Consider the following 17,538-nt stretch of genomic DNA (forward strand, 5'->3'; position numbering starts at 1 on the left):
GGAGGGATTGCCTTGAACATTGCAAACATTACAAAGCGTTTTGCCTTATACAGCGGTATTGACGGTGCTGAAGCATACAAATGGAAAAGCATTATTGACGATGCGGTTGTGTATGTTAATTCGATTGTTACGAAGGAAAATCTTTCGGAGGATGACGAATTAAGACTTGAAAACCTATGTGCCGTTTACGCTTTTAAGTTGTATTCCCTTTGCAATGATGACAGCATTTCTTCTTTTTCCGCAGGTGATTTGAAAATCTCATCATCTGCGGACGGCGAAAGCCGAGCCGAAAAGCTGTGGAGGGAATATGCCGACAAGTCGCAGGACCTTATCGGCAGAGAAAAATTTTTGCTTGGGGTGATATGATGAATATTTCACCGTCTATCGGGAAAATATTAAACAGATACGGCTGTGATGTTACCGTTAAAAACGGAGATGAAACGGTTAAGACAAAGGCTTTTATTTCACCTTTGAGATACAACTTCAATCAGAATTATGAAAGTGTGCGGCATAAACTGGGTATGAGAAAAACGAAGCTGTTTTTGTTTATTGCACCGCCCGATGTTTTGCTTAATTCGGAAAAAAGCGTAATAGAAAGTGAAAACGGTAAATATACTGTTAAAAGGTGCGAAAAATATTATGTGCAGGATAATCCGATTTATGTCAGGGCTGTTCTGTGTGCGTACAGAGAAGAAACGAGGGATGATTTTGAATAGAATTGAGAAACAGGTTGACCGTATTATTGCAGGCTTAAAGATAAATGAGGCTTTGAAAAATGTCAGGTTTATAAGAGAGTACGGCTCTGATGAAGCACCGTCACCGGTGAACGGAATGACTGCCGTTGTGTCGGTGAGAGATATGTCAACGGAGAAGAGCTATATCGGCGGATACCTTTCACCGTCTATCAAGGGCGAAAGCTACAGCGCAGGCGTTGAAATCAGGGTGTATGCTCCTGCAACCGAGAACGGAAGCGGTCTTTCGGAGGTTGTCAGTGAAATTCTTCTCGGACTTAAAACTGCCGACGCTGAAAAGACGATTACCCACAGTGAGGCGGCTTCAATTGAATTTGACCCCGATATGAACGCAATTTACAGAACAGTAAGCTTTAATATGGAATTCTGTCTTTGCGAGGAGGTTTAAATGGACGGCTTTGAGTTTGAAAATTGCGGAAAAGCCATATTGAAATGTGAGGGGAAAATTCTCGGCGGCGTTGAAAAGGCAACCTGTACAAGAAAGAACTCCTTCACGGAAATCAAGGAATTTCTCAATGACAAGCCCGTTGAGAGGATTGTTTCAAATGAATGGGAACTCACATTTGAAATGAGGCTTACTGACGAAACTCCGTTTTTGGAGCGTGACAGCTTTAAAAATCTTGAGCTTGACCTTGCGAAGAAGAAAATTGTTTACACGGATTGCAAAGTGCTTGAATTTTCAAGCGTTACTCAGGGCAGCGGAAGTATTCTTGCAACCGTGAAAATCAGTGCCGACGAGAGGAAAATTATATGAATGATAAAAATTCAGACGAACTTTACAGGCTTGCGGAGTCTGAGAACGGCGGTAAAGATACCGAGATGTTCGGTGAATTCCTTGAAAGGGAAAGCCGCCGTTACAGCCGCAGGCTTGATGAAGAAGAGGAGGCGAAAAGCCGATGAAACCGGTGCCGATGAAATTCGGTGAATATGTGTGGCATCATAATCCGCAGAATATCAGCTTTGAATGTGACAAGAGCGTTGCAGAAATGAAAAGTCCGTTCGGCGAATCTTCCGTTCAGGATATGGGGCGGAAGAATATGAAAATCAGCGGTTCGGGACAGCTGTACGGCGAGGATTGTGCCGAACAGTTTGAAAAGCTGTTTGAGGTGTTCAGAAACAGCGGAAAGGAAGTGCTTTCCGTGCCGAGCCTGCCGAGCGTTTATGCTGTGTTTGAAAAGCTTGAAATAAAGGGCGAGCCAAAGCCGAATGTGCTTGAATACAGCTTTGTATTCCGTGAGGTTATGGAGAAAAAGCAGAAAACGGTAATTACATATTTTGACTGTGAAAACGGACAAACCCTGTGGGACATTGCATACAAAACAGGGGTGAAAATTGACGAGCTTGTGCGGCTGAATCCCGATGTTAAGTTCCCCGATGATGACCTTGGAACAAGGAGGGTGAGGCTGTGCTGACTTACTTTTTTACGGACAAAAACGGCATAAGGTGTAAAATTAAAAATGTCCTTACTGTTGAAATTTCGGCAGATGTCGATGTGCCTGCCAATGAGCTTGTGCTGACTGTGCCGTATGACAGAAAGTACAGGAATGTTGATATGCTTGAGGCTTATGACGGCAAGTCGCTTGTATTTGTTGGGCAGGCGGACGAGATTGTCAGCATTGTGAGAACCGACGGTGCGATTGTAAGGCTGAGTGCAAGGAGTCTTGCCGGAAGGCTTCTCGACAATGAGGCGGAGCCTGTTACATATATAAATCCTGCGGCAAAGTTCATTTTTGAAAGGCATTTAAAGCCGTTCGGAATTGTCGGTTATGACGGTGACGAACATCCGTTTATGGGCACAATCAAAATTGAAAAGGGTATGACCGAGTGGCAGGTGCTTGAAAAATTCTGCAACGGCAGATACGGCAAAGGTCCGAGAATTACGGGTGCGGGATTTGCCTTGATGTGCGGAACTTACGGCGGTGCAGAGCCGATTGTGTTCGGCAGAAACGGAGTAGGCTACACATCTCTGCGTGAGTACATAAAGCCGTGCAAGGTGATTTCGCAGGTCAAACTACGCACCGAGGAATACGGCGGTTACAAGAGTGTTGTCGGCAACGGCAGTGCTGCCGACAGAATTAAGAGAGTTAGATATGTAAACGCTTTTCTCGACAACAACGCGGTTAAAACAGCCGACAGAATGATTGAAAACGGCAACAGGCAGAGCTTTGAAATAATGCTTGAATGTGCAGAATGTCTGTGCGGAGTTGTCGGCAGAAGGGCTGTGATTGATGACTCTCTCCTTGGAAAAAGAGAGGGCTTGGTTGTGAAAAGCATTAAATATTCACTTGGGAAAAACGGTGAAAGCACAACGGTTGTGCTTGGAAAGGAGAACGGCGATGTGGCTGATGAATTACATAACTAAAAATTCGATTACCGCTCCTAAGGCGGAAAGAGGCGGTGTGAAAAGTTCGGGAAACACCGTTTCGGTTGACTCTTCGGAAGAACACAGGGGGATAAAATGTTGCGTGCCATACGGCTTTGCAAGCGTTGTTCCGGTTGGAGAGTCGGCGGTTGTATTGCCGCTTGCCAACGGTGAAGTGAGCCTTGGTGTGCTTGCGAAAAATGTTGAGCTTGATGAGGGCGAGGTTATGCTCTCGTCAAAGGGCGGAGCGAGTATTGTGCTGAAAAATGACGGCAGGGTTCTTATCAACGGCAAGGCGGTGTAGAATGAGGGATATAATGATAAAAAACGGTGACACAGTTATCAATTCTTCGGGCAGTACGGTGCTGCTTGAGGGGCTTGACGCAAAATTTCAGCAGGCTGTGATTTGTATTTCGGCAAAGCTCGGCGTATTTGTTTATGACCGAGAACTCGGTTCGACTGTTGCTTTACAGAGCAAAACGCTTTCGGCAAAACAACTTGAACTGCTTGCCAATGAATCGCTTGCCGAAATGGAAAACGCCTTTGCAAGCATTAAGGATGTCGGCAGAAAAATTACAATTGACCTTACGGTTGACGGAATTACAAGGGAGGTACAGATAAATGGATACATATGACGAAATTTACGGCAGAATGAAGAATGTATATGAGCAGGAAACAGGCGACAGTTTTAATGAAAAAAGCGATATTGCAATCAGGCTCAAGGTGCTTGCGGGCGAGATTTTCAAGGTGCAGACAAACCTTGAGTGGTGGAAAAGACAGATGTTTGCAGTGAGCGCAAGCGGTGAATGCCTTGATAAACTCGCATCGCAGAGGGGAATTGAACGCAAAAAGGCGATGAAGTCAACGGGCGAAATTACATTCTATATTTCTCAGCCGTGCAGTCACGATATTATAATTCCAAAGGGCTGTGTTGTGGCAACGGCAGACCCTGTGCCTGTGAGATATGTTACAACGGAAGATGAAGAAATCAGCGCAGGCAACACGCTTGTGAGTGTTTATGCCGAGGCTGAACAGGCGGGGAGTAACGGTAATATCGGGCTTGGTTGTGCGGTTGTTCCCGTGAGTGTGCCGACAGAGATTGAAACGGTTACAAACCGTGAAAAATTTACGGGCGGTTGTGACGCAGAAACGGATGACGAACTTCGCAAACGCATAAGGGATACATATGTCAACACCTCTAACGGCACGAATGCGGCATATTATGAACAGCTTGCATTCTCGGTTGACGGTGTGGCTAAGGCCTGTGCCGTCGGTAAGGTGAGAGGCTTTGGCACGGTAAATATTTATGTTACAGGTTCGGATGCCGCTGTCAGTACTGATGTTGTTGCAAAAGTTCAGGAAATTGTTGCAAAGCAGAGAGAGCTGAATGTGGATGTTCTTGTTGTCAATGCTCAGCGTACTGCTTGTAATATGAGTGTGACGGTTTATGCCGAGGACGGCTATTCTTCATCGGAGGTGAAAGCTCTGCTTTCAAAGGCTTTTGCGGATTATGTTAATTCAATTCCGATTGGCGGAACTTTTCATCTTGCGGAGCTGGGAGCAAAGCTCGTTGCAACGGGATGTATAAATAACTACACTTGGAATACCGATATGCAGGATGTGACAGCGGCAAAATCGCAGTGCTTCACAGTCGGTACGGTTACGATTGGGGTGAAGTGATGAACAGCTTTGAGTCGATGAAAACAAAATTAGAAGGCACGGGGCTTTATGATATTACGGCAAAATCAAATATCGGCGCGGAGCTTTTGGCATATGCAGAGGGACTGGATTCGGTGTTTGATATGCTTGAAATGATGGAACGGGAGCTGTTTATTGATACGGCAGAGGATTTCGGAATTGCAGAAAGAGAAAGGTTTGTCGGCAAGGTGCGTGAGGGGTATTCTATTGAAAAACGCAGAGATATGCTCAAAATTGCGGAGCAGAAAGTCGGCGGAAGGTGTACTCTCAATGATTTTAAACAGTTTGTCAGGGGCTACGGTGCGGAAAACTTTACAATAACGGAAATTGCACTCAAAAACCGTGTAAATTTGAAAATTTTTGACACAAAAACAGACGCAGAGAAAAAATATATCGAAAAATGTGTAAGTGCAGATTTTCCTTTACATCTCAATGTTGTGGTTTCATATGAAAAACCGTAAAAATATAATCATGCTTTGTCCGCACGGTTTTAATAAATTTTGCAATTTAATAAAACCCATTAAGATAACTAAATAACGGTTATCAAAAATGAAAATGACAGGTTGAAAATTTCAGCCTGTTATTTTTTGCGTTACAGCCGTTGCTTTCTCAACCTAAGCGGTTGTTTGTTTTGCTTTTCTTGCGTAAATATCAATATCGTGGTACAATACAAGTTATACTTGTGTGAATGATGGGGATGGAAATTTACTGCAAAGGATGATGACAATGAAAAATCTCTTACAAAGAGCGGGAAAGGCAATCAAAATCAAAAATATGCTTTTTCTCACAATTGCCGGAATTATCAATGCGTTCGGAATTACAATATTTCTTAACCCCGTAAACCTTTATGACAGCGGAATTTCAGGTACGGCTATGCTTGCCGCACAGCTTACCCCCGAAAGCCTGTCGCTTTCACTTTTTCTTATAATTTTTAACCTGCCGCTGTTTTTGTTCGGACTTAAAAAGCAGGGAAAGAAGTTTACATTTTACGCAATCTATACGGTTGCGGTTTATTCGTTTGTTTCGTGGCTGATAACCGATGTTCTGCCCGTTGATGTCAGTATGGCATCTCCGCTTGCGGGAACCGATTTGCTCCTTTGCGCCGTATTTGGCGGTGTGATTTCGGGTATAGGCAGCGGTCTTGCAATCAAATTCGGCGGTGCAATGGATGGCATCGAGGTTATGGCGGTAATCTTTGCGAAAAAAATCGGTGTATCGGTTGGCTCGTTCGTTATGGCGTACAACATTGTTCTTTATGTTGTATGCGGCTTCATTCTTCAAAGCTGGATTCTTCCGCTTTATTCGATTGTTACATATTTTGCCGCACTTAAAACGATTGACTTTATTGTTGAAGGTTTTGACAGGGCAAAGGCGGCAACGATTATTGCGTCTGTAAGCCGTTGCGATGAAATTTGTAACGCACTTTCGGAGGAATTTCAAAGCGGCGTTACCGTAATGCAGGCTCAGGGCGGATATTCAGGCAAGGACAAGGTGATGATTTACTTTGTTGTCAACCGTTTCCAGATTGGCAAGCTGAAGGAAATTGTGCGTGAAATTGACAAGAAAGCGTACATTTCAATTACGGAGGTTGCCGATGTTTTCAGCCGAAACGATTCGCTGTAAATAAATTTTAGTTGGTGTTTTATTTGACAAAATTACTTGTAAAGCTGTTCGTTAAAGACAGCGACAATTGCGATAATCCAAAGGTTAGAGCTGCCTATGGCAACCTTTCGGGTGTTTGCGGAATAATTCTTAACCTGGTACTGTTCGGAGGAAAATTGTTTGCCGGAATTGTTTCGGCATCGGTTTCCGTCATTGCCGACGCACTTAACAACCTTTCGGACGCAGGCAGTTCGGTTGTTACATTCCTCGGCTTTAAGCTTGCAAGCCGTCCTGCCGACAGAGAGCATCCGTTCGGTCACGGCCGATATGAGTATGTGGCGGGAATGGGTATTTCCGTTGTGATTCTTTTAATGGGCATTGAACTTATCAAAAGCTCAGTCGAAAAGATAATCTGTCCCGAGAGCGGTACGGCATTTTCAACGCTTTCGCTTGCAATAATGATTGCGTCAATTTTCGTAAAATTATGGATGTACTTTTTTAATTCGGGATTGTCGAGAAAAATAAATTCAACCGCACTCAAGGCGGCGGCACTCGATTCGCTGACCGACTGCATTGCAACCTCGGTTGTAATAATCGGATTGCTTATTTCTGCCTCAACAGGAGTTCAGATTGACGGTTGGCTCGGCGTGTGTGTTTCGCTGTTCATACTTTTTACGGGTGTCAGCACATTCAAAGAGAGCCTCTCTCCGCTCCTCGGCAAAGCGCCCGACCCTGAATTTGTTGATGAAATCAAGGAAACAGTGTTGAAAAATGATATGATTGTAGGTATCCACGATTTGATTATTCATGATTACGGTCCGGGCAGATGCTTTATTTCACTCCACGCAGAGGTACCGTGTGACGAGGATATCCTTGAAGCTCACGACGCAATTGACCTGACGGAAAAACAGCTTGAAAACAGGTACAACTGTTTTGCAACCATACATATGGATCCGATTGCGTCAAACGACGCGTTCACAAATGAGCTGAAAATGAAAATTTCCGAGGGCTTGTGTGAGCTTAATCCCGAATATTCAATCCACGATTTCAGGATTGTAAAGGGCAGTACGCATACAAATGTTGTTTTCGATATGGTTATTCCGTATGGACTTGACCTTACAGAAAGACAGATAAAACAGAGTGCAATCGAGAAAATCAAGTCGATTAACAATAAGCTCTATCCTATAATAAATGTTGAGAAATCTCTTTCGGATTAAATTGCCGGCAATAAAAAACAGAGACCATCGCTTTTGGCTGATGGCCTCTGTTTGCATATATCGGATATTTTGTATTTTTGCCTGCACACGGATTATATGCCGCTTGTCAGATAACTTAAAAATTATATTTTTTCGGGAAATTCAGGTTAAATTATTATCTGCCGAACTGCCGAAAATTTGCAAAACTACTGTGTGAATTAAAATTCTACGCCGATTCTGCCTGTGATGCCTCGGTCGTAGGGGTGCTTGATTTTCTTGAACTCGGTTACATAATCGCAGAGGTCAATCATCTTTTGCGACGGGTTGTGACCTGTCATAACAATTTCCATACTTGACGGAGCGTTGGTGATGAACTCAACAACTTCGGATTCGGTGAGCATTTCCGCATTGATTGCGTCAATGATTTCGTCAAATACGACCATATCATACTTTTCTGTTAATGCAAGTGTGACGCTGCGGTCAAAAATACCCTTAAAAATTTTTGCCGCCTGAGCCTTCTCCTTTTCGTTCATCTGAAATGTAAACTTGAGGTCGGCGGGGCAGAAGGTGAGCGTTACATTCTCGGTGTGGCTGAGAACATGGCGTTCTCCCGAAAATTCCGTCTTTAAAAATTGCACAAACAGCACCTTGAGGTTACTGCCTGCCGCCCTGACGGCAATTCCTATGGCGGCTGTGGTTTTGCCCTTACCGTCACCAAAATACAAATGCTTCATTGTCTGTCATTCCTTTTCATAAAACTGCACAATTGACAAAATGGAATCCCTTATATACAATAGTATAGAAAAAACATTTTCGTCTGCATAATTATAACATAAAATCGGCAAACGGGAGTATGTACAAATTAAACAAAATTAATTAAAAATATTTCAAAAACTTCTATACCGCTTATTTTGCCGAAAAGGTTGAAATAATGCGGTATTTCGTTTATAATAATGCTTGTGTGACTGCACAAGATATGCGATGAAGCGGGAGGTTGCGGCATTAAGCCGGTTTTTCCGTGGAGTATGTCCGATTTTAAACCGGGCGATTAAATTGAAACACAGAGCGATTGAGTGGCAATGGGGTTGCTTTGCCATAACTGCGCTCAAACGCTTTCAGAACTTCCCGGTTAACTGAATAGTTAAACGGGTTTTTTAATGCGGGGTGAGGAAACACCCGGCAGAGTTTCAAAAAAGTTTTGAAAAGCAACGCCCGCCAACTAACATTTTTAAGGAGGCGACGATAATGGCAGTCAAGGAAAAGATTAGAATAAGATTAAAGGGTTATGATCATCAGCTCGTTGATCAGTCTGCAGAGAGAATCGTGGCAACAGCTAAGCGCACAGGCGCAAGAGTTTCAGGTCCCGTTCCGCTCCCGACTGAGAAGCAGGTTGTAACAATTCTCCGTGCTGTTCATAAGTACAAGGACAGCCGTGAGCAGTTTGAAATCAGAACTCACAAGCGTCTTATCGACATCTTAAGACCGTCAAACAAGACAGTCGAGGCTCTTATGAGCTTAGAGCTCCCTGCCGGCGTTGATATCGAGATTAAGTTATAATCGGATACCAACCTACAAGCAGACAGGGTCATGTTGGGAAACCAACCAATAACCTATAAGGAGGATACAATTTATGCAGAAAGCAATCATCGGTAAGAAAATCGGTATGACACAGATTTTCGATGAAAAGGGAATCATGATTCCCGTAACTGTTGTTGAGGCAGGCCCTTGCGTGGTAACAGCCAAGAAAACAGTTGAAAACGACGGCTACGCTTCGGTACAGCTCGGCTACGGCGATGTTAAACCTCACAAGGTAAACAAGCCAATGAAGGGCTTCTTTGATAAGGCCGGTGTAGCACCAAAGAAAACTCTCAAAGAGTTCCGCTTTACAGACACAGACGCTTACAGCATCGGTGATCTCGTTAAAGCAGACGTATTCACCCCCGGCGACAAGATTGACGTAACAGGCAAGAGCAAAGGTAAGGGTACAGCAGGTGTTATTAAGAGATGGAACTTCCACCGTCTTAAGGAATCACACGGTACAGGTCCTTGCGTACGCCACGGCGGTTCAATCGGTGCCTGCTCATCACCTTCAAGAGTTTGGAAGGGTAAGAGAATGGCAGGTCACCTCGGCGCAGAACAGGTAACGGTTCAGAACCTCACAGTTGTTAAGGTTGACGCAGAAAACAACCTCATCGCTGTTAAGGGTGCTATTCCGGGTCCTAACAAGGGAATCGTTGTAATCAAAGATTCCGTAAAGGCTTAAGGAAGGGGGATTATAAATGCCAAATTTAGCAGTAGTAGATATGGAAGGCAAGAGCGTTGGCACAATCGAGCTTGCTGAGTCCGTATTCGGTATCGAACCAAATGCAGCTGTTATGCATCAGATGGTAGTTAGCTACCTCGCAGCACAGCGTCAGGGCACACAGTCCGCTCTTACAAGATCAGAGGTTTCAGGCGGCGGTAAAAAGCCGTGGAGACAGAAGGGTACAGGCCGTGCAAGACAGGGTTCAACAAGAGCTCCGCAGTGGACACACGGTGGCGTTGTATTCGCTCCGAAGCCAAGAGATTACAGATTTTCCGTAAACAAGAAGGTTAGAAGACTTGCTATGAAGTCAGCTTTCTCTTCAAAGGTTATGGAGAACGAGCTCATCGTTGTTGATTCAATCAGCATGGACGAGTACAAGACAAAGAAGATTGTTGCAATGCTCAGCGCAATCGGAGCTGAAAAGAAGGCTCTCATTGTTCTTCCTGAGGTTGACAGCAAGGTTATTAAATCAGCTAACAACATCCCCGGTGTTAAGACAGCTCAGGTAAACACTCTTAATGTTTATGACATTTTGAATGCTGACAAGCTTATCATCGTTAAGGATGCAGTAAGCAAGATTGAGGAGGTATATGCATGATAGCTCATGATATTGTAATCCGCCCTGTTATTACTGAAAAAAGTATGCTCGGCGCAGTTAACAAAATTTATACCTTTGAAGTTGCTAAGTCAGCAAACAAGATTGAAATTGCAAAAGCTTGTGAAGAAATCTTCAAGGTTAAGGTTGCTAAGGTAAACACAGTAAGCGTAAGAGGAAAGTTCCGTCGTCAGGGCAGAAACAACGGCGGCTACTCAAAAAGCTGGAAGAAAGCAATCGTAAAACTTACAGAAGACAGCAAGCCTATCGAATTTTTTGAAGGCATGATGTAATACTGACTCAGGTTCAGTATTGAGTCTGAAAACAATAATTCAGGCAGAATGTATGGGAAATGCCATATTCCCGCAAAGCCATCATGAGGAGAGTGAAACCAAATGGCCATTAAAGTATATAAGCCGACCATTAACTCAAGAAGAAATATGTCGGTTACAGATTATTCGGGTCTTTCAAAGGTTGAGCCGGAAAAAAGCTTGCTTGCTTCTTTAAATAAAAAGGCAGGTCGTAACAGCTACGGCAGAATCACCGTTCGTCACAGAGGCGGCGGCAACCGCAGAAAGTACCGTATTATTGACTTCAAGCGTCAGAAATTTGATGTTGAAGGTACAGTTAAAACATTAGAGTACGATCCAAACCGTTCTGCATTCATCGCTCTTGTAGAGTACACAGACGGCGAGAAGGCTTACATTATTGCTCCGGAAGGACTTAAGGTAGGCGACAAGGTAACAGCAGGTGCAAACGCTGATATTAAGCCCGGTAACGCACTTCCGCTTACAGCAATCCCTGTTGGTACATTTATCCACAATGTAGAGCTTTATCCCGGCAGAGGCGCTCAGCTCGCTCGTTCAGCCGGCAACATGGCTCAGCTCATGGCTAAGGAAAACGGTCTTGCACTTTTAAGACTTCCTTCAGGCGAGCTCAGAAACGTTCCTGAAAACTGCATGGCTACAATCGGTCAGGTAGGTAACACCGATCACGAAAATGTTAAGATCGGTAAAGCAGGTCGTAAGAGAAACATGGGTTGGCGTCCTACTGTTCGTGGTTCTGTAATGAACCCTAACGACCATCCGCACGGCGGTGGTGAGGGTAAGTCACCTGTTGGTCGTCCGGGCCCTGTAACCCCATGGGGTAAGCCCGCACTCGGCTACAAGACTCGTAAGAACAACAAGAGCAGCGACAAGCTTATCGTAAGAAGAAGAAACGGTAAGTAAGGCGGAAAGGAGCTAAAACATGAGTAGAAGTACTAAAAAGGGCCCTTATGTTCAGCCTGTACTGCTCAAAAGGGTTATCGAAATGAACGAAGCAGGCGAAAAGAGAATTCTCAAGACTTGGTCAAGAAGTTCAACAATTTTCCCTGAGTTCGTTGGTCACACATTTGCCGTTCATGACGGCAGAAAACATGTTCCTGTATATGTAACCGAAGATATGGTTGGTCACAAGCTCGGCGAGTTTGCTCCGACAAGAACATTCAAGGGTCACGCAGGATCAAAAACAAGCAAATAAGCGGAAGGAGAGTATTGCAGATGGAAGCAAAGGCAAATGCAAAATTTGTTCGTATTTCACCCCGCAAGGTTAATGTTGTTCTTGACCTCGTAAGAGGCAAAGATGTTAAGTATGCGGAAGCTGTTCTTAAGCACACTCCCAAGGCCGCTTGCGAGCCGCTTTTAAAGCTGCTCAATTCAGCTATGGCAAATGCTGAGAACAACCATGACATGGATGTATCCAAGCTTTACATTGCTCAGTGCAATGCAACAGCAGGCCCCATCCTTAAAAGAATTCGTCCGAGAGCACAGGGCAGAGCGTTCAGAATCAACAAGAGAACTTCTCACATTTCCCTCGTACTCAAGGAAAGAGAAGACGACTAAGGGGAGGTTAGATTATGGGTCAGAAAGTTAATCCGCACGGTCTCCGTGTCGGCGTTATTAAAGATTGGGATTCCCGTTGGTTTGCAAATAAGAAGGACTTCGGTGCTACACTCGTTGAGGACTATAACCTCCGTAAAACTCTGAAGGCTCAGCTTTACAACTTCGGTATCTCAAAAATTGAAATTGAGCGTGACGGCAAAAAGGTTAAAATCAGCATCCACTGCGCTAAGCCCGGTCTTGTAATCGGTAAGGGCGGTTCTGAGATTGAAAAGCTCAGAGCACAGTGCGAAAAGATGCTCGGCAAACCCGTTGCAATCAATATTGTAGAAGTTAAGGCTCCTGAGCTTGATGCACAGCTCGTTGCAGAAAGCATCGCTCAGCAGCTTGAAAAGAGAATCTCTTTCCGCCGTGCAATGAAGATGTCAATCGGCAACGCAATGCGTCGCGGCGCTAAGGGTATCAAGATTATGTGTTCAGGCCGTCTTGGCGGTGCTGAAATTGCTCGTTCAGAGCAGTACCACGAAGGTACTATTCCGCTTCAGACACTTCGTGCCGACATCGACTACGGCTTTGCAGAAGCTAACACAACCTACGGTAAAGTAGGCGTTAAGGTTTGGCTTTACAAGGGCGAGGTTCTTAACGAAGTTAAGTCAAGAAAGCCCCGCAGAGAAGGAGGCAGAAAGTAATGTTATTACCTAAGAGAGTAAAATACAGAAGAGTTCACAGAGGTCGTATGACAGGTAAGGCTCTTCGTGGTAACAAGGTTACTTACGGCGATTTCGGTCTTCAGGCTACAGAGCCTGCATGGATTACCTCAAACCAGATTGAGGCTGCCCGTGTCGCTATGACTCGTTACTGCAAAAGATTCGGTAAAGTATGGATCAAAATTTTCCCTGACAAGCCTGTTACAGCAAAGCCTGCTGAAACACGAATGGGTTCAGGTAAAGGTTCACCCGAGTATTGGGTAGCCGTAGTAAAGCCCGGCAGAGTTATGTTTGAACTCGGCGGCGTAGATGAAGCTACTGCAAGAGAGGCTCTTCGCCTTGCTGCAAATAAGCTTCCTATCAAGTGCAAGTTTGTTAAGAAAGAGGAGGGTGAGCAGTAATGAAAGCATCAGAACTCAGAGATATGTCAGTAGAAGAGCTTCAGACAAAGCTCACTGAACTCAAAGAAGAATTATTCAATCTTCGTTTCCAGCTTGCTGTTAATCAGCTCGAAAACTCATCCAGAATCGGTGCTGTTAAAAAGGACATCGCAAGAATTTCAACAGTTCTTCGTCAGATGGAACTTAACGGCGCTGAAGCTTAAGAGAGGAGGACTTAACAGTGAGTGAAAGAAATATGAGAAAAACTGTTGTCGGAAAAGTTGTAAGCGACAAGATGGACAAGACAATTGTCGTTGCAGTTGAAGACAGCGTAAAGCACAAGCTTTACAACAAAATTGTTAAGCGTACAGTTCGTTTCAAGGCACACGACGAAAACAACGAGTGTGGCATTGGCGACCGTGTAAAGATTATGGAGACCCGTCCTCTTTCTAAAGACAAAAGATGGAGACTCGTCGAGATTATAGAGAAAGCTAAATAAGTTTATTTTAGCGGCTTTGAGTAAAGGAGGAATTACACTGTGATTCAGCAGCAAACTATCCTCAAGGTTGCCGACAACACCGGCGCAAAGGAACTTATGTGCATTCGTGTACTCGGCGGTACCAGAAGGAGATATGCCAACATTGGCGATGTAATCGTAGCCTCGGTTAAAAAGGCAGCACCCGGCGGTGTTGTTAAAAAAGGCGACGTTGTAAAGGCTGTAGTTGTTCGTTCTGCAAAGGGCGTCAGAAGAGAAGACGGTACTTATATCCGTTTTGATGAAAATGCAGCTGTTATTATTAAGGAAGATAAGAACCCGAAGGGTACTCGTATCTTCGGACCGGTAGCAAGAGAGCTTCGTGATAAAGATTATATGAAGATTCTTTCTCTCGCTCCCGAAGTACTTTAATTGGAGGTGTCACAATGAGTAAAGTTCATGTTAAAACAGGCGACACCGTTATCGTATTAAGCGGTAAGGACAAGGGCAAGACAGGTCAGGTTATGGCTGTAAGCCCTAAAGAAGGCAAAGTTATCGTAGAAAAGGTAAATATGGTTTCAAAGCATGTTAAACCCAAGAAGATGGGCGAGCAGGGCGGTATCATTAAGGCTGAGGGTGCTATGTACGCATCTAAGGTTCAGATCGTTTGCCCAAGATGCAAAAAGCCTACAAGAGTTGCTCATAAGTTCTATGAGGACGGCTCTAAGGGCAGAGTTTGCGCTAAATGCGGCGAAGCACTTTAAGGAGGAAATAAGATATGGCAAGACTTAAAGAATACTATTCAAAAGAAGTTGCACCTGCTCTTATGTCAAAGTTCTCCTACAAGAGCACAATGCAGATTCCTAAGCTTGATAAAATCGTTATCAATGTAGGCGCAGGCGAAGCTAAAGATAACTCAAAAGTAATTGACGCTATCTGTACAGACCTTTCTGCTATTACAGGTCAGAAGCCTCTCATCTGTAGGGCAAGAAAGTCAGTTGCTAACTTCAAAATCAGAGAAGGCATGGCAATCGGCTGCAAGGTTACATTAAGAGGCGAGAGAATGTATGAATTTCTCGACAGATTCTTCAATGTAGCACTTCCCCGTGTTCGTGACTTCAGAGGTATCAACCCTGATTCATTTGACGGCCGCGGCAACTACAACATGGGTCTTAAGGAACAGCTTATTTTCCCTGAGATTGACTATGACAAGATTGACAAGGTTCGTGGTATGGACATTTGCTTCGTTACCACTGCAGCAACAGACGAAGAAGCTCGCGAGCTTTTAAAGCTTATGGGCGCACCGTTTTCAAAGTAAGGAGGGATTGTTGTGGCTAAAACTTCGATGAAAGTAAAGCAGCAGAGAAAGCAGAAATTCTCTACAAGAGAGTACACAAGATGTAACATCTGTGGTAGACCACACGCCTACCTCCGTAAGTATGGCATTTGTCGTATTTGCTTCCGTGAACTCGCTTACAAGGGCGAAATTCCGGGTGTAAAGAAAGCAAGCTGGTAAGCAAGGGAGGTAAAGCATAATGCAGATTACAGATACAATTGCTGATTTACTTACAAGAATCCGTAACGCAAATTCAGCAAAGCATGATTCTGTTGAAATTCCCGCTTCAAACCTCAAGAAGTCAATTTGTCAGATTCTTGTTGACGAGGGTTATGTAAAGAATTTCACAGTTATTGAAGACGGCAAGCAGGGCGTTATTAAGGTAACACTCAAGTATACAGACGGCAAGACTCCTGTTATCACAGGTCTTCGCCGTGTATCAAAGCCCGGTCTTAGAATTTACAGTAATGCAGAAGATATGCCAAAGGTAATGAAGGGTCTTGGTATCGCCATCATTTCAACCTCAAAGGGTGTTATGACAGACCGTGAGGCAAGAAAGCAGCACATTGGCGGCGAGGTTCTCGCTTACATTTGGTAAGAGGAGGTGCGATAAATGTCTCGAATTGGAAGAAAACCTATAAATATTCCCGCCGGCGTTACAGCTTCAATTGACAACGGCGTTATCACAGTTAAAGGTCCTAAGGGTACACTTGATTTCAAGTTCAATCCTGCAATGACTGTTGAGATTAAGGGCGATGTAATTGAGGTTACCCGTCCAAACGACGCAAAAGAAAACCGTTCACTTCACGGTCTTACAAGAACACTTATCCACAATATGATTATAGGTGTTACAGAGGGTTATTCAAAGACTCTCGAAGTAAACGGCGTTGGCTACCGTGTTCAGAAGCAGGGTAACAAGTGCGTTATGAACCTTGGTTATTCACACCAGGTTATCGTTGAGGATACAGAGGACATCAAGATTGAAGTTCCCGATCCGAACAAAATCATCATCACCGGCATTGATAAGCAAAAGGTTGGTCAGTTTGCTGCCGAAGTTAGAGAAAAGCGTCCTCCGGAGCCATATAAGGGCAAGGGAATTAAGTACGCTGATGAAGTTATCCGCCGCAAGGAAGGCAAGGCCGGTAAGGGCAAATAATTAAGGAGTGAATAACAAATGGTAAGCAGACCAGATACAAAAAAGGCACGCGCAAAACGCCATAAGAGAGTCCGCAGCAAAATCAGCGGTACAGCTTCTTGTCCCCGTCTTTGCGTATTCCGCTCCACAAGCAACATCTATGCTCAGATTATTGACGATGTAGCAGGTGTTACACTTGCTCAGGCTTCAAGCCTTGATAAAGAAATCACAGGCAATGGCGGAAACAAAGAGGCAGCTAAGGCTGTTGGCAAGCTCGTTGCTGAGCGTGCAAAAGAAAAGAATATCGTTGATGTTGTATTTGACAGAGGCGGTAATATATATCACGGCCGTGTTAAGGAATTGGCCGAAGGCGCCCGTGAGGGCGGCCTCAATTTCTAAGGATTGGAGGAATAACTTTGGCTAAAACAGTAGAAGTAACAGGCGAATTAAAAGAAAGAGTAGTTACTATTAACCGTGTTTCTAAAACAGTTAAGGGCGGTCGTATTTTCAAGTTTGCAGCTCTCGTAGTTGTAGGCGACGGTAACGGAACAGTTGGTTTCGGTATCGGCAAAGCAGGCGAAGTACCTGATGCTATCCGTAAGGGTATTGAGGACGCTAAGAAGAACCTTATGAAGGTTTCTCTCAGAGGCACAACAATTCCACACGAAGTAATCGGCGAGTTCGGTGCGGGCAGAGTTCTTATGAAACCGGCTGCACCCGGTACAGGTGTTATCGCAGGCGGTCCCGTTCGTGCCGTTGTTGAGGCAGTCGGCATTAAGGACATCAGAACTAAGGCTCTTCGTTCCAATAATCCGTGCAATGTAGTTAGAGCTACTCTTGCAGGTCTTGGCGCATTGAGAAATGCTGAAGAAGTTGCTGCAATCCGCGGTAAATCCGTTAAGGAAATTCTTTAATAGGGAGGTTGTAAATTATGACAATTAAGTTAGTTAAGAGCCTTATCGGCTCTAAGAAAAATCAGATTGCAACCGCCCATGCTCTCGGTCTTAAGAAAATCGGTGATGTTACTACACAGCCCGATAACGCTCAGACTAAGGGTAAGGTAGCGAAAATCATTCACCTCGTAGAGGTTAGTGAAGCATAAGCAAGGAGGTGCG

The 17,538-nt window shown here is 44.4% G+C and carries 34 protein-coding genes; 33 read left to right on the forward strand and 1 reads right to left on the reverse strand.

Annotated elements, in window-relative coordinates; genetic code table 11:
• Nucleotides 1–12 precede the first annotated feature (12 nt).
• The 13 genes from RBATCC27255_RS00295 to RBATCC27255_RS00350 all read left to right on the forward strand — a co-directional run bounded on the left by RBATCC27255_RS00295 (nucleotide 13) and on the right by RBATCC27255_RS00350 (nucleotide 7,631).
• Complete coding sequence (locus RBATCC27255_RS00295) at nucleotides 13–366, forward strand: hypothetical protein (RefSeq protein ID WP_046433696.1); 354 nt, start codon at nucleotides 13–15, stop codon at nucleotides 364–366.
• On the forward strand, nucleotides 363–716 hold the full coding sequence (locus RBATCC27255_RS00300) for a hypothetical protein (protein ID WP_147639937.1): 354 nt from the start codon (nucleotides 363–365) through the stop codon (nucleotides 714–716). The genes RBATCC27255_RS00295 and RBATCC27255_RS00300 overlap by 4 nt, the downstream gene beginning before the upstream one ends.
• Nucleotides 709–1,140, forward strand: coding sequence for a hypothetical protein (locus tag RBATCC27255_RS00305; RefSeq protein ID WP_147639938.1), 432 nt, complete (start codon nucleotides 709–711; stop codon nucleotides 1,138–1,140). The genes RBATCC27255_RS00300 and RBATCC27255_RS00305 overlap by 8 nt, the downstream gene beginning before the upstream one ends.
• Nucleotides 1,141–1,506: a hypothetical protein gene (locus RBATCC27255_RS00310; protein WP_101028240.1), complete on the forward strand. Its 366-nt coding sequence runs from the start codon at nucleotides 1,141–1,143 to the stop codon at nucleotides 1,504–1,506.
• Nucleotides 1,503–1,652, forward strand: coding sequence for a hypothetical protein (locus RBATCC27255_RS10345; RefSeq protein WP_155131291.1), 150 nt, complete (start codon nucleotides 1,503–1,505; stop codon nucleotides 1,650–1,652). Before RBATCC27255_RS00310 ends, RBATCC27255_RS10345 begins: the two co-directional genes overlap by 4 nt.
• A complete protein-coding gene (locus RBATCC27255_RS00315; RefSeq protein ID WP_101028241.1) occupies nucleotides 1,649–2,164 on the forward strand; it encodes a LysM peptidoglycan-binding domain-containing protein in 516 nt (171 codons plus the stop codon). Before RBATCC27255_RS10345 ends, RBATCC27255_RS00315 begins: the two co-directional genes overlap by 4 nt.
• Nucleotides 2,158–3,114, forward strand: coding sequence for a hypothetical protein (locus RBATCC27255_RS00320; RefSeq protein WP_101028242.1), 957 nt, complete (start codon nucleotides 2,158–2,160; stop codon nucleotides 3,112–3,114). Before RBATCC27255_RS00315 ends, RBATCC27255_RS00320 begins: the two co-directional genes overlap by 7 nt.
• On the forward strand, nucleotides 3,089–3,418 hold the full coding sequence (locus RBATCC27255_RS00325) for a phage baseplate assembly protein (protein WP_101028243.1): 330 nt from the start codon (nucleotides 3,089–3,091) through the stop codon (nucleotides 3,416–3,418). The genes RBATCC27255_RS00320 and RBATCC27255_RS00325 overlap by 26 nt, the downstream gene beginning before the upstream one ends.
• 1 nt (nucleotide 3,419) lies before the next feature.
• Nucleotides 3,420–3,749, forward strand: coding sequence for a hypothetical protein (locus RBATCC27255_RS00330; RefSeq protein ID WP_101028244.1), 330 nt, complete (start codon nucleotides 3,420–3,422; stop codon nucleotides 3,747–3,749).
• Nucleotides 3,736–4,794 (forward strand): baseplate J/gp47 family protein, encoded by a 1,059-nt coding sequence (locus RBATCC27255_RS00335; RefSeq protein WP_101028245.1) that lies wholly within the window; start codon nucleotides 3,736–3,738, stop codon nucleotides 4,792–4,794. Before RBATCC27255_RS00330 ends, RBATCC27255_RS00335 begins: the two co-directional genes overlap by 14 nt.
• A gap of 17 nt (nucleotides 4,795–4,811) precedes the next feature.
• Nucleotides 4,812–5,273 (forward strand): hypothetical protein, encoded by a 462-nt coding sequence (locus tag RBATCC27255_RS00340; RefSeq protein ID WP_169923189.1) that lies wholly within the window; start codon nucleotides 4,812–4,814, stop codon nucleotides 5,271–5,273.
• A gap of 265 nt (nucleotides 5,274–5,538) precedes the next feature.
• Nucleotides 5,539–6,435: a YitT family protein gene (locus RBATCC27255_RS00345; RefSeq protein ID WP_101028247.1), complete on the forward strand. Its 897-nt coding sequence runs from the start codon at nucleotides 5,539–5,541 to the stop codon at nucleotides 6,433–6,435.
• Nucleotides 6,436–6,458: 23 nt separating this feature from the next.
• On the forward strand, nucleotides 6,459–7,631 hold the full coding sequence (locus RBATCC27255_RS00350) for a cation diffusion facilitator family transporter (RefSeq protein ID WP_101028248.1): 1,173 nt from the start codon (nucleotides 6,459–6,461) through the stop codon (nucleotides 7,629–7,631).
• Nucleotides 7,632–7,828: 197 nt separating this feature from the next.
• Here RBATCC27255_RS00350 and RBATCC27255_RS00355 read toward each other — a convergent pair whose 3' ends face one another.
• Nucleotides 7,829–8,344, reverse strand: coding sequence for a cob(I)yrinic acid a,c-diamide adenosyltransferase (locus tag RBATCC27255_RS00355; RefSeq protein WP_101028249.1), 516 nt, complete (start codon nucleotides 8,342–8,344; stop codon nucleotides 7,829–7,831).
• A gap of 511 nt (nucleotides 8,345–8,855) precedes the next feature.
• Here RBATCC27255_RS00355 and rpsJ point away from each other — a divergent pair.
• The 20 genes from rpsJ (at nucleotide 8,856) to rpmD (ending at nucleotide 17,525) form a co-directional block, all read left to right on the forward strand.
• Nucleotides 8,856–9,167 carry a 30S ribosomal protein S10 gene (gene rpsJ / locus RBATCC27255_RS00360; protein ID WP_015523187.1) on the forward strand — a complete coding sequence of 104 codons (312 nt, stop codon included), beginning with the start codon at nucleotides 8,856–8,858 and terminating at the stop codon, nucleotides 9,165–9,167.
• Nucleotides 9,168–9,240: 73 nt separating this feature from the next.
• Nucleotides 9,241–9,873, forward strand: a complete 633-nt coding sequence (gene rplC / locus RBATCC27255_RS00365) for a 50S ribosomal protein L3 (RefSeq protein ID WP_015523188.1) — start codon at nucleotides 9,241–9,243, stop codon at nucleotides 9,871–9,873.
• 16 nt (nucleotides 9,874–9,889) lie between these two features.
• Complete coding sequence (gene rplD / locus RBATCC27255_RS00370) at nucleotides 9,890–10,513, forward strand: 50S ribosomal protein L4 (RefSeq protein WP_101028250.1); 624 nt, start codon at nucleotides 9,890–9,892, stop codon at nucleotides 10,511–10,513.
• Nucleotides 10,510–10,803, forward strand: coding sequence for a 50S ribosomal protein L23 (gene rplW, locus RBATCC27255_RS00375; RefSeq protein ID WP_101028251.1), 294 nt, complete (start codon nucleotides 10,510–10,512; stop codon nucleotides 10,801–10,803). Before rplD ends, rplW begins: the two co-directional genes overlap by 4 nt.
• A gap of 102 nt (nucleotides 10,804–10,905) precedes the next feature.
• A complete protein-coding gene (gene rplB / locus RBATCC27255_RS00380) occupies nucleotides 10,906–11,739 on the forward strand; it encodes a 50S ribosomal protein L2 (protein ID WP_101028252.1) in 834 nt (277 codons plus the stop codon).
• A 19-nt stretch (nucleotides 11,740–11,758) separates the two neighbouring features.
• Entirely contained in the window at nucleotides 11,759–12,031 is a 273-nt protein-coding gene (gene rpsS, locus RBATCC27255_RS00385; RefSeq protein ID WP_015523192.1) for a 30S ribosomal protein S19, read from the forward strand.
• A gap of 20 nt (nucleotides 12,032–12,051) precedes the next feature.
• Nucleotides 12,052–12,393: a 50S ribosomal protein L22 gene (rplV, locus tag RBATCC27255_RS00390; protein ID WP_015523193.1), complete on the forward strand. Its 342-nt coding sequence runs from the start codon at nucleotides 12,052–12,054 to the stop codon at nucleotides 12,391–12,393.
• Nucleotides 12,394–12,407: 14 nt separating this feature from the next.
• Nucleotides 12,408–13,079, forward strand: a complete 672-nt coding sequence (rpsC, locus tag RBATCC27255_RS00395) for a 30S ribosomal protein S3 (protein WP_015523194.1) — start codon at nucleotides 12,408–12,410, stop codon at nucleotides 13,077–13,079.
• A complete protein-coding gene (gene rplP, locus RBATCC27255_RS00400; protein ID WP_015523195.1) occupies nucleotides 13,079–13,498 on the forward strand; it encodes a 50S ribosomal protein L16 in 420 nt (139 codons plus the stop codon). The genes rpsC and rplP overlap by 1 nt, the downstream gene beginning before the upstream one ends.
• Nucleotides 13,498–13,701, forward strand: coding sequence for a 50S ribosomal protein L29 (rpmC, locus tag RBATCC27255_RS00405; RefSeq protein ID WP_015523196.1), 204 nt, complete (start codon nucleotides 13,498–13,500; stop codon nucleotides 13,699–13,701). The genes rplP and rpmC overlap by 1 nt, the downstream gene beginning before the upstream one ends.
• A 17-nt stretch (nucleotides 13,702–13,718) precedes the next feature.
• The gene (gene rpsQ / locus RBATCC27255_RS00410; protein WP_021883488.1) at nucleotides 13,719–13,976 is read left to right on the forward strand and encodes a 30S ribosomal protein S17; all 258 of its coding nucleotides are present in this window, start codon (nucleotides 13,719–13,721) and stop codon (nucleotides 13,974–13,976) included.
• Nucleotides 13,977–14,015: 39 nt separating this feature from the next.
• Nucleotides 14,016–14,384 carry a 50S ribosomal protein L14 gene (gene rplN, locus RBATCC27255_RS00415; RefSeq protein ID WP_021883487.1) on the forward strand — a complete coding sequence of 123 codons (369 nt, stop codon included), beginning with the start codon at nucleotides 14,016–14,018 and terminating at the stop codon, nucleotides 14,382–14,384.
• A gap of 14 nt (nucleotides 14,385–14,398) precedes the next feature.
• A complete protein-coding gene (rplX, locus tag RBATCC27255_RS00420) occupies nucleotides 14,399–14,716 on the forward strand; it encodes a 50S ribosomal protein L24 (RefSeq protein ID WP_015523197.1) in 318 nt (105 codons plus the stop codon).
• Between the two features lie 14 nt (nucleotides 14,717–14,730).
• Nucleotides 14,731–15,270: a 50S ribosomal protein L5 gene (gene rplE / locus RBATCC27255_RS00425; protein ID WP_101028253.1), complete on the forward strand. Its 540-nt coding sequence runs from the start codon at nucleotides 14,731–14,733 to the stop codon at nucleotides 15,268–15,270.
• A gap of 12 nt (nucleotides 15,271–15,282) precedes the next feature.
• Complete coding sequence (locus tag RBATCC27255_RS00430; RefSeq protein WP_021883486.1) at nucleotides 15,283–15,468, forward strand: type Z 30S ribosomal protein S14; 186 nt, start codon at nucleotides 15,283–15,285, stop codon at nucleotides 15,466–15,468.
• A 19-nt stretch (nucleotides 15,469–15,487) separates the two neighbouring features.
• Nucleotides 15,488–15,886, forward strand: a complete 399-nt coding sequence (gene rpsH / locus RBATCC27255_RS00435; protein ID WP_015523199.1) for a 30S ribosomal protein S8 — start codon at nucleotides 15,488–15,490, stop codon at nucleotides 15,884–15,886.
• Between the two features lie 15 nt (nucleotides 15,887–15,901).
• Complete coding sequence (gene rplF, locus RBATCC27255_RS00440; protein ID WP_101028254.1) at nucleotides 15,902–16,444, forward strand: 50S ribosomal protein L6; 543 nt, start codon at nucleotides 15,902–15,904, stop codon at nucleotides 16,442–16,444.
• Between the two features lie 18 nt (nucleotides 16,445–16,462).
• Nucleotides 16,463–16,822: a 50S ribosomal protein L18 gene (rplR, locus tag RBATCC27255_RS00445; protein WP_015523201.1), complete on the forward strand. Its 360-nt coding sequence runs from the start codon at nucleotides 16,463–16,465 to the stop codon at nucleotides 16,820–16,822.
• A 17-nt stretch (nucleotides 16,823–16,839) separates the two neighbouring features.
• Nucleotides 16,840–17,337 carry a 30S ribosomal protein S5 gene (rpsE, locus tag RBATCC27255_RS00450; RefSeq protein WP_021883485.1) on the forward strand — a complete coding sequence of 166 codons (498 nt, stop codon included), beginning with the start codon at nucleotides 16,840–16,842 and terminating at the stop codon, nucleotides 17,335–17,337.
• A gap of 17 nt (nucleotides 17,338–17,354) precedes the next feature.
• Nucleotides 17,355–17,525, forward strand: a complete 171-nt coding sequence (rpmD, locus tag RBATCC27255_RS00455) for a 50S ribosomal protein L30 (RefSeq protein WP_101028255.1) — start codon at nucleotides 17,355–17,357, stop codon at nucleotides 17,523–17,525.
• Nucleotides 17,526–17,538 lie beyond the last annotated feature (13 nt).

Origin of the sequence: Ruminococcus bromii, assembly GCF_002834225.1 — a bacterium.
Lineage (GTDB): Bacteria > Bacillota > Clostridia > Oscillospirales > Acutalibacteraceae > Ruminococcoides > Ruminococcoides bromii.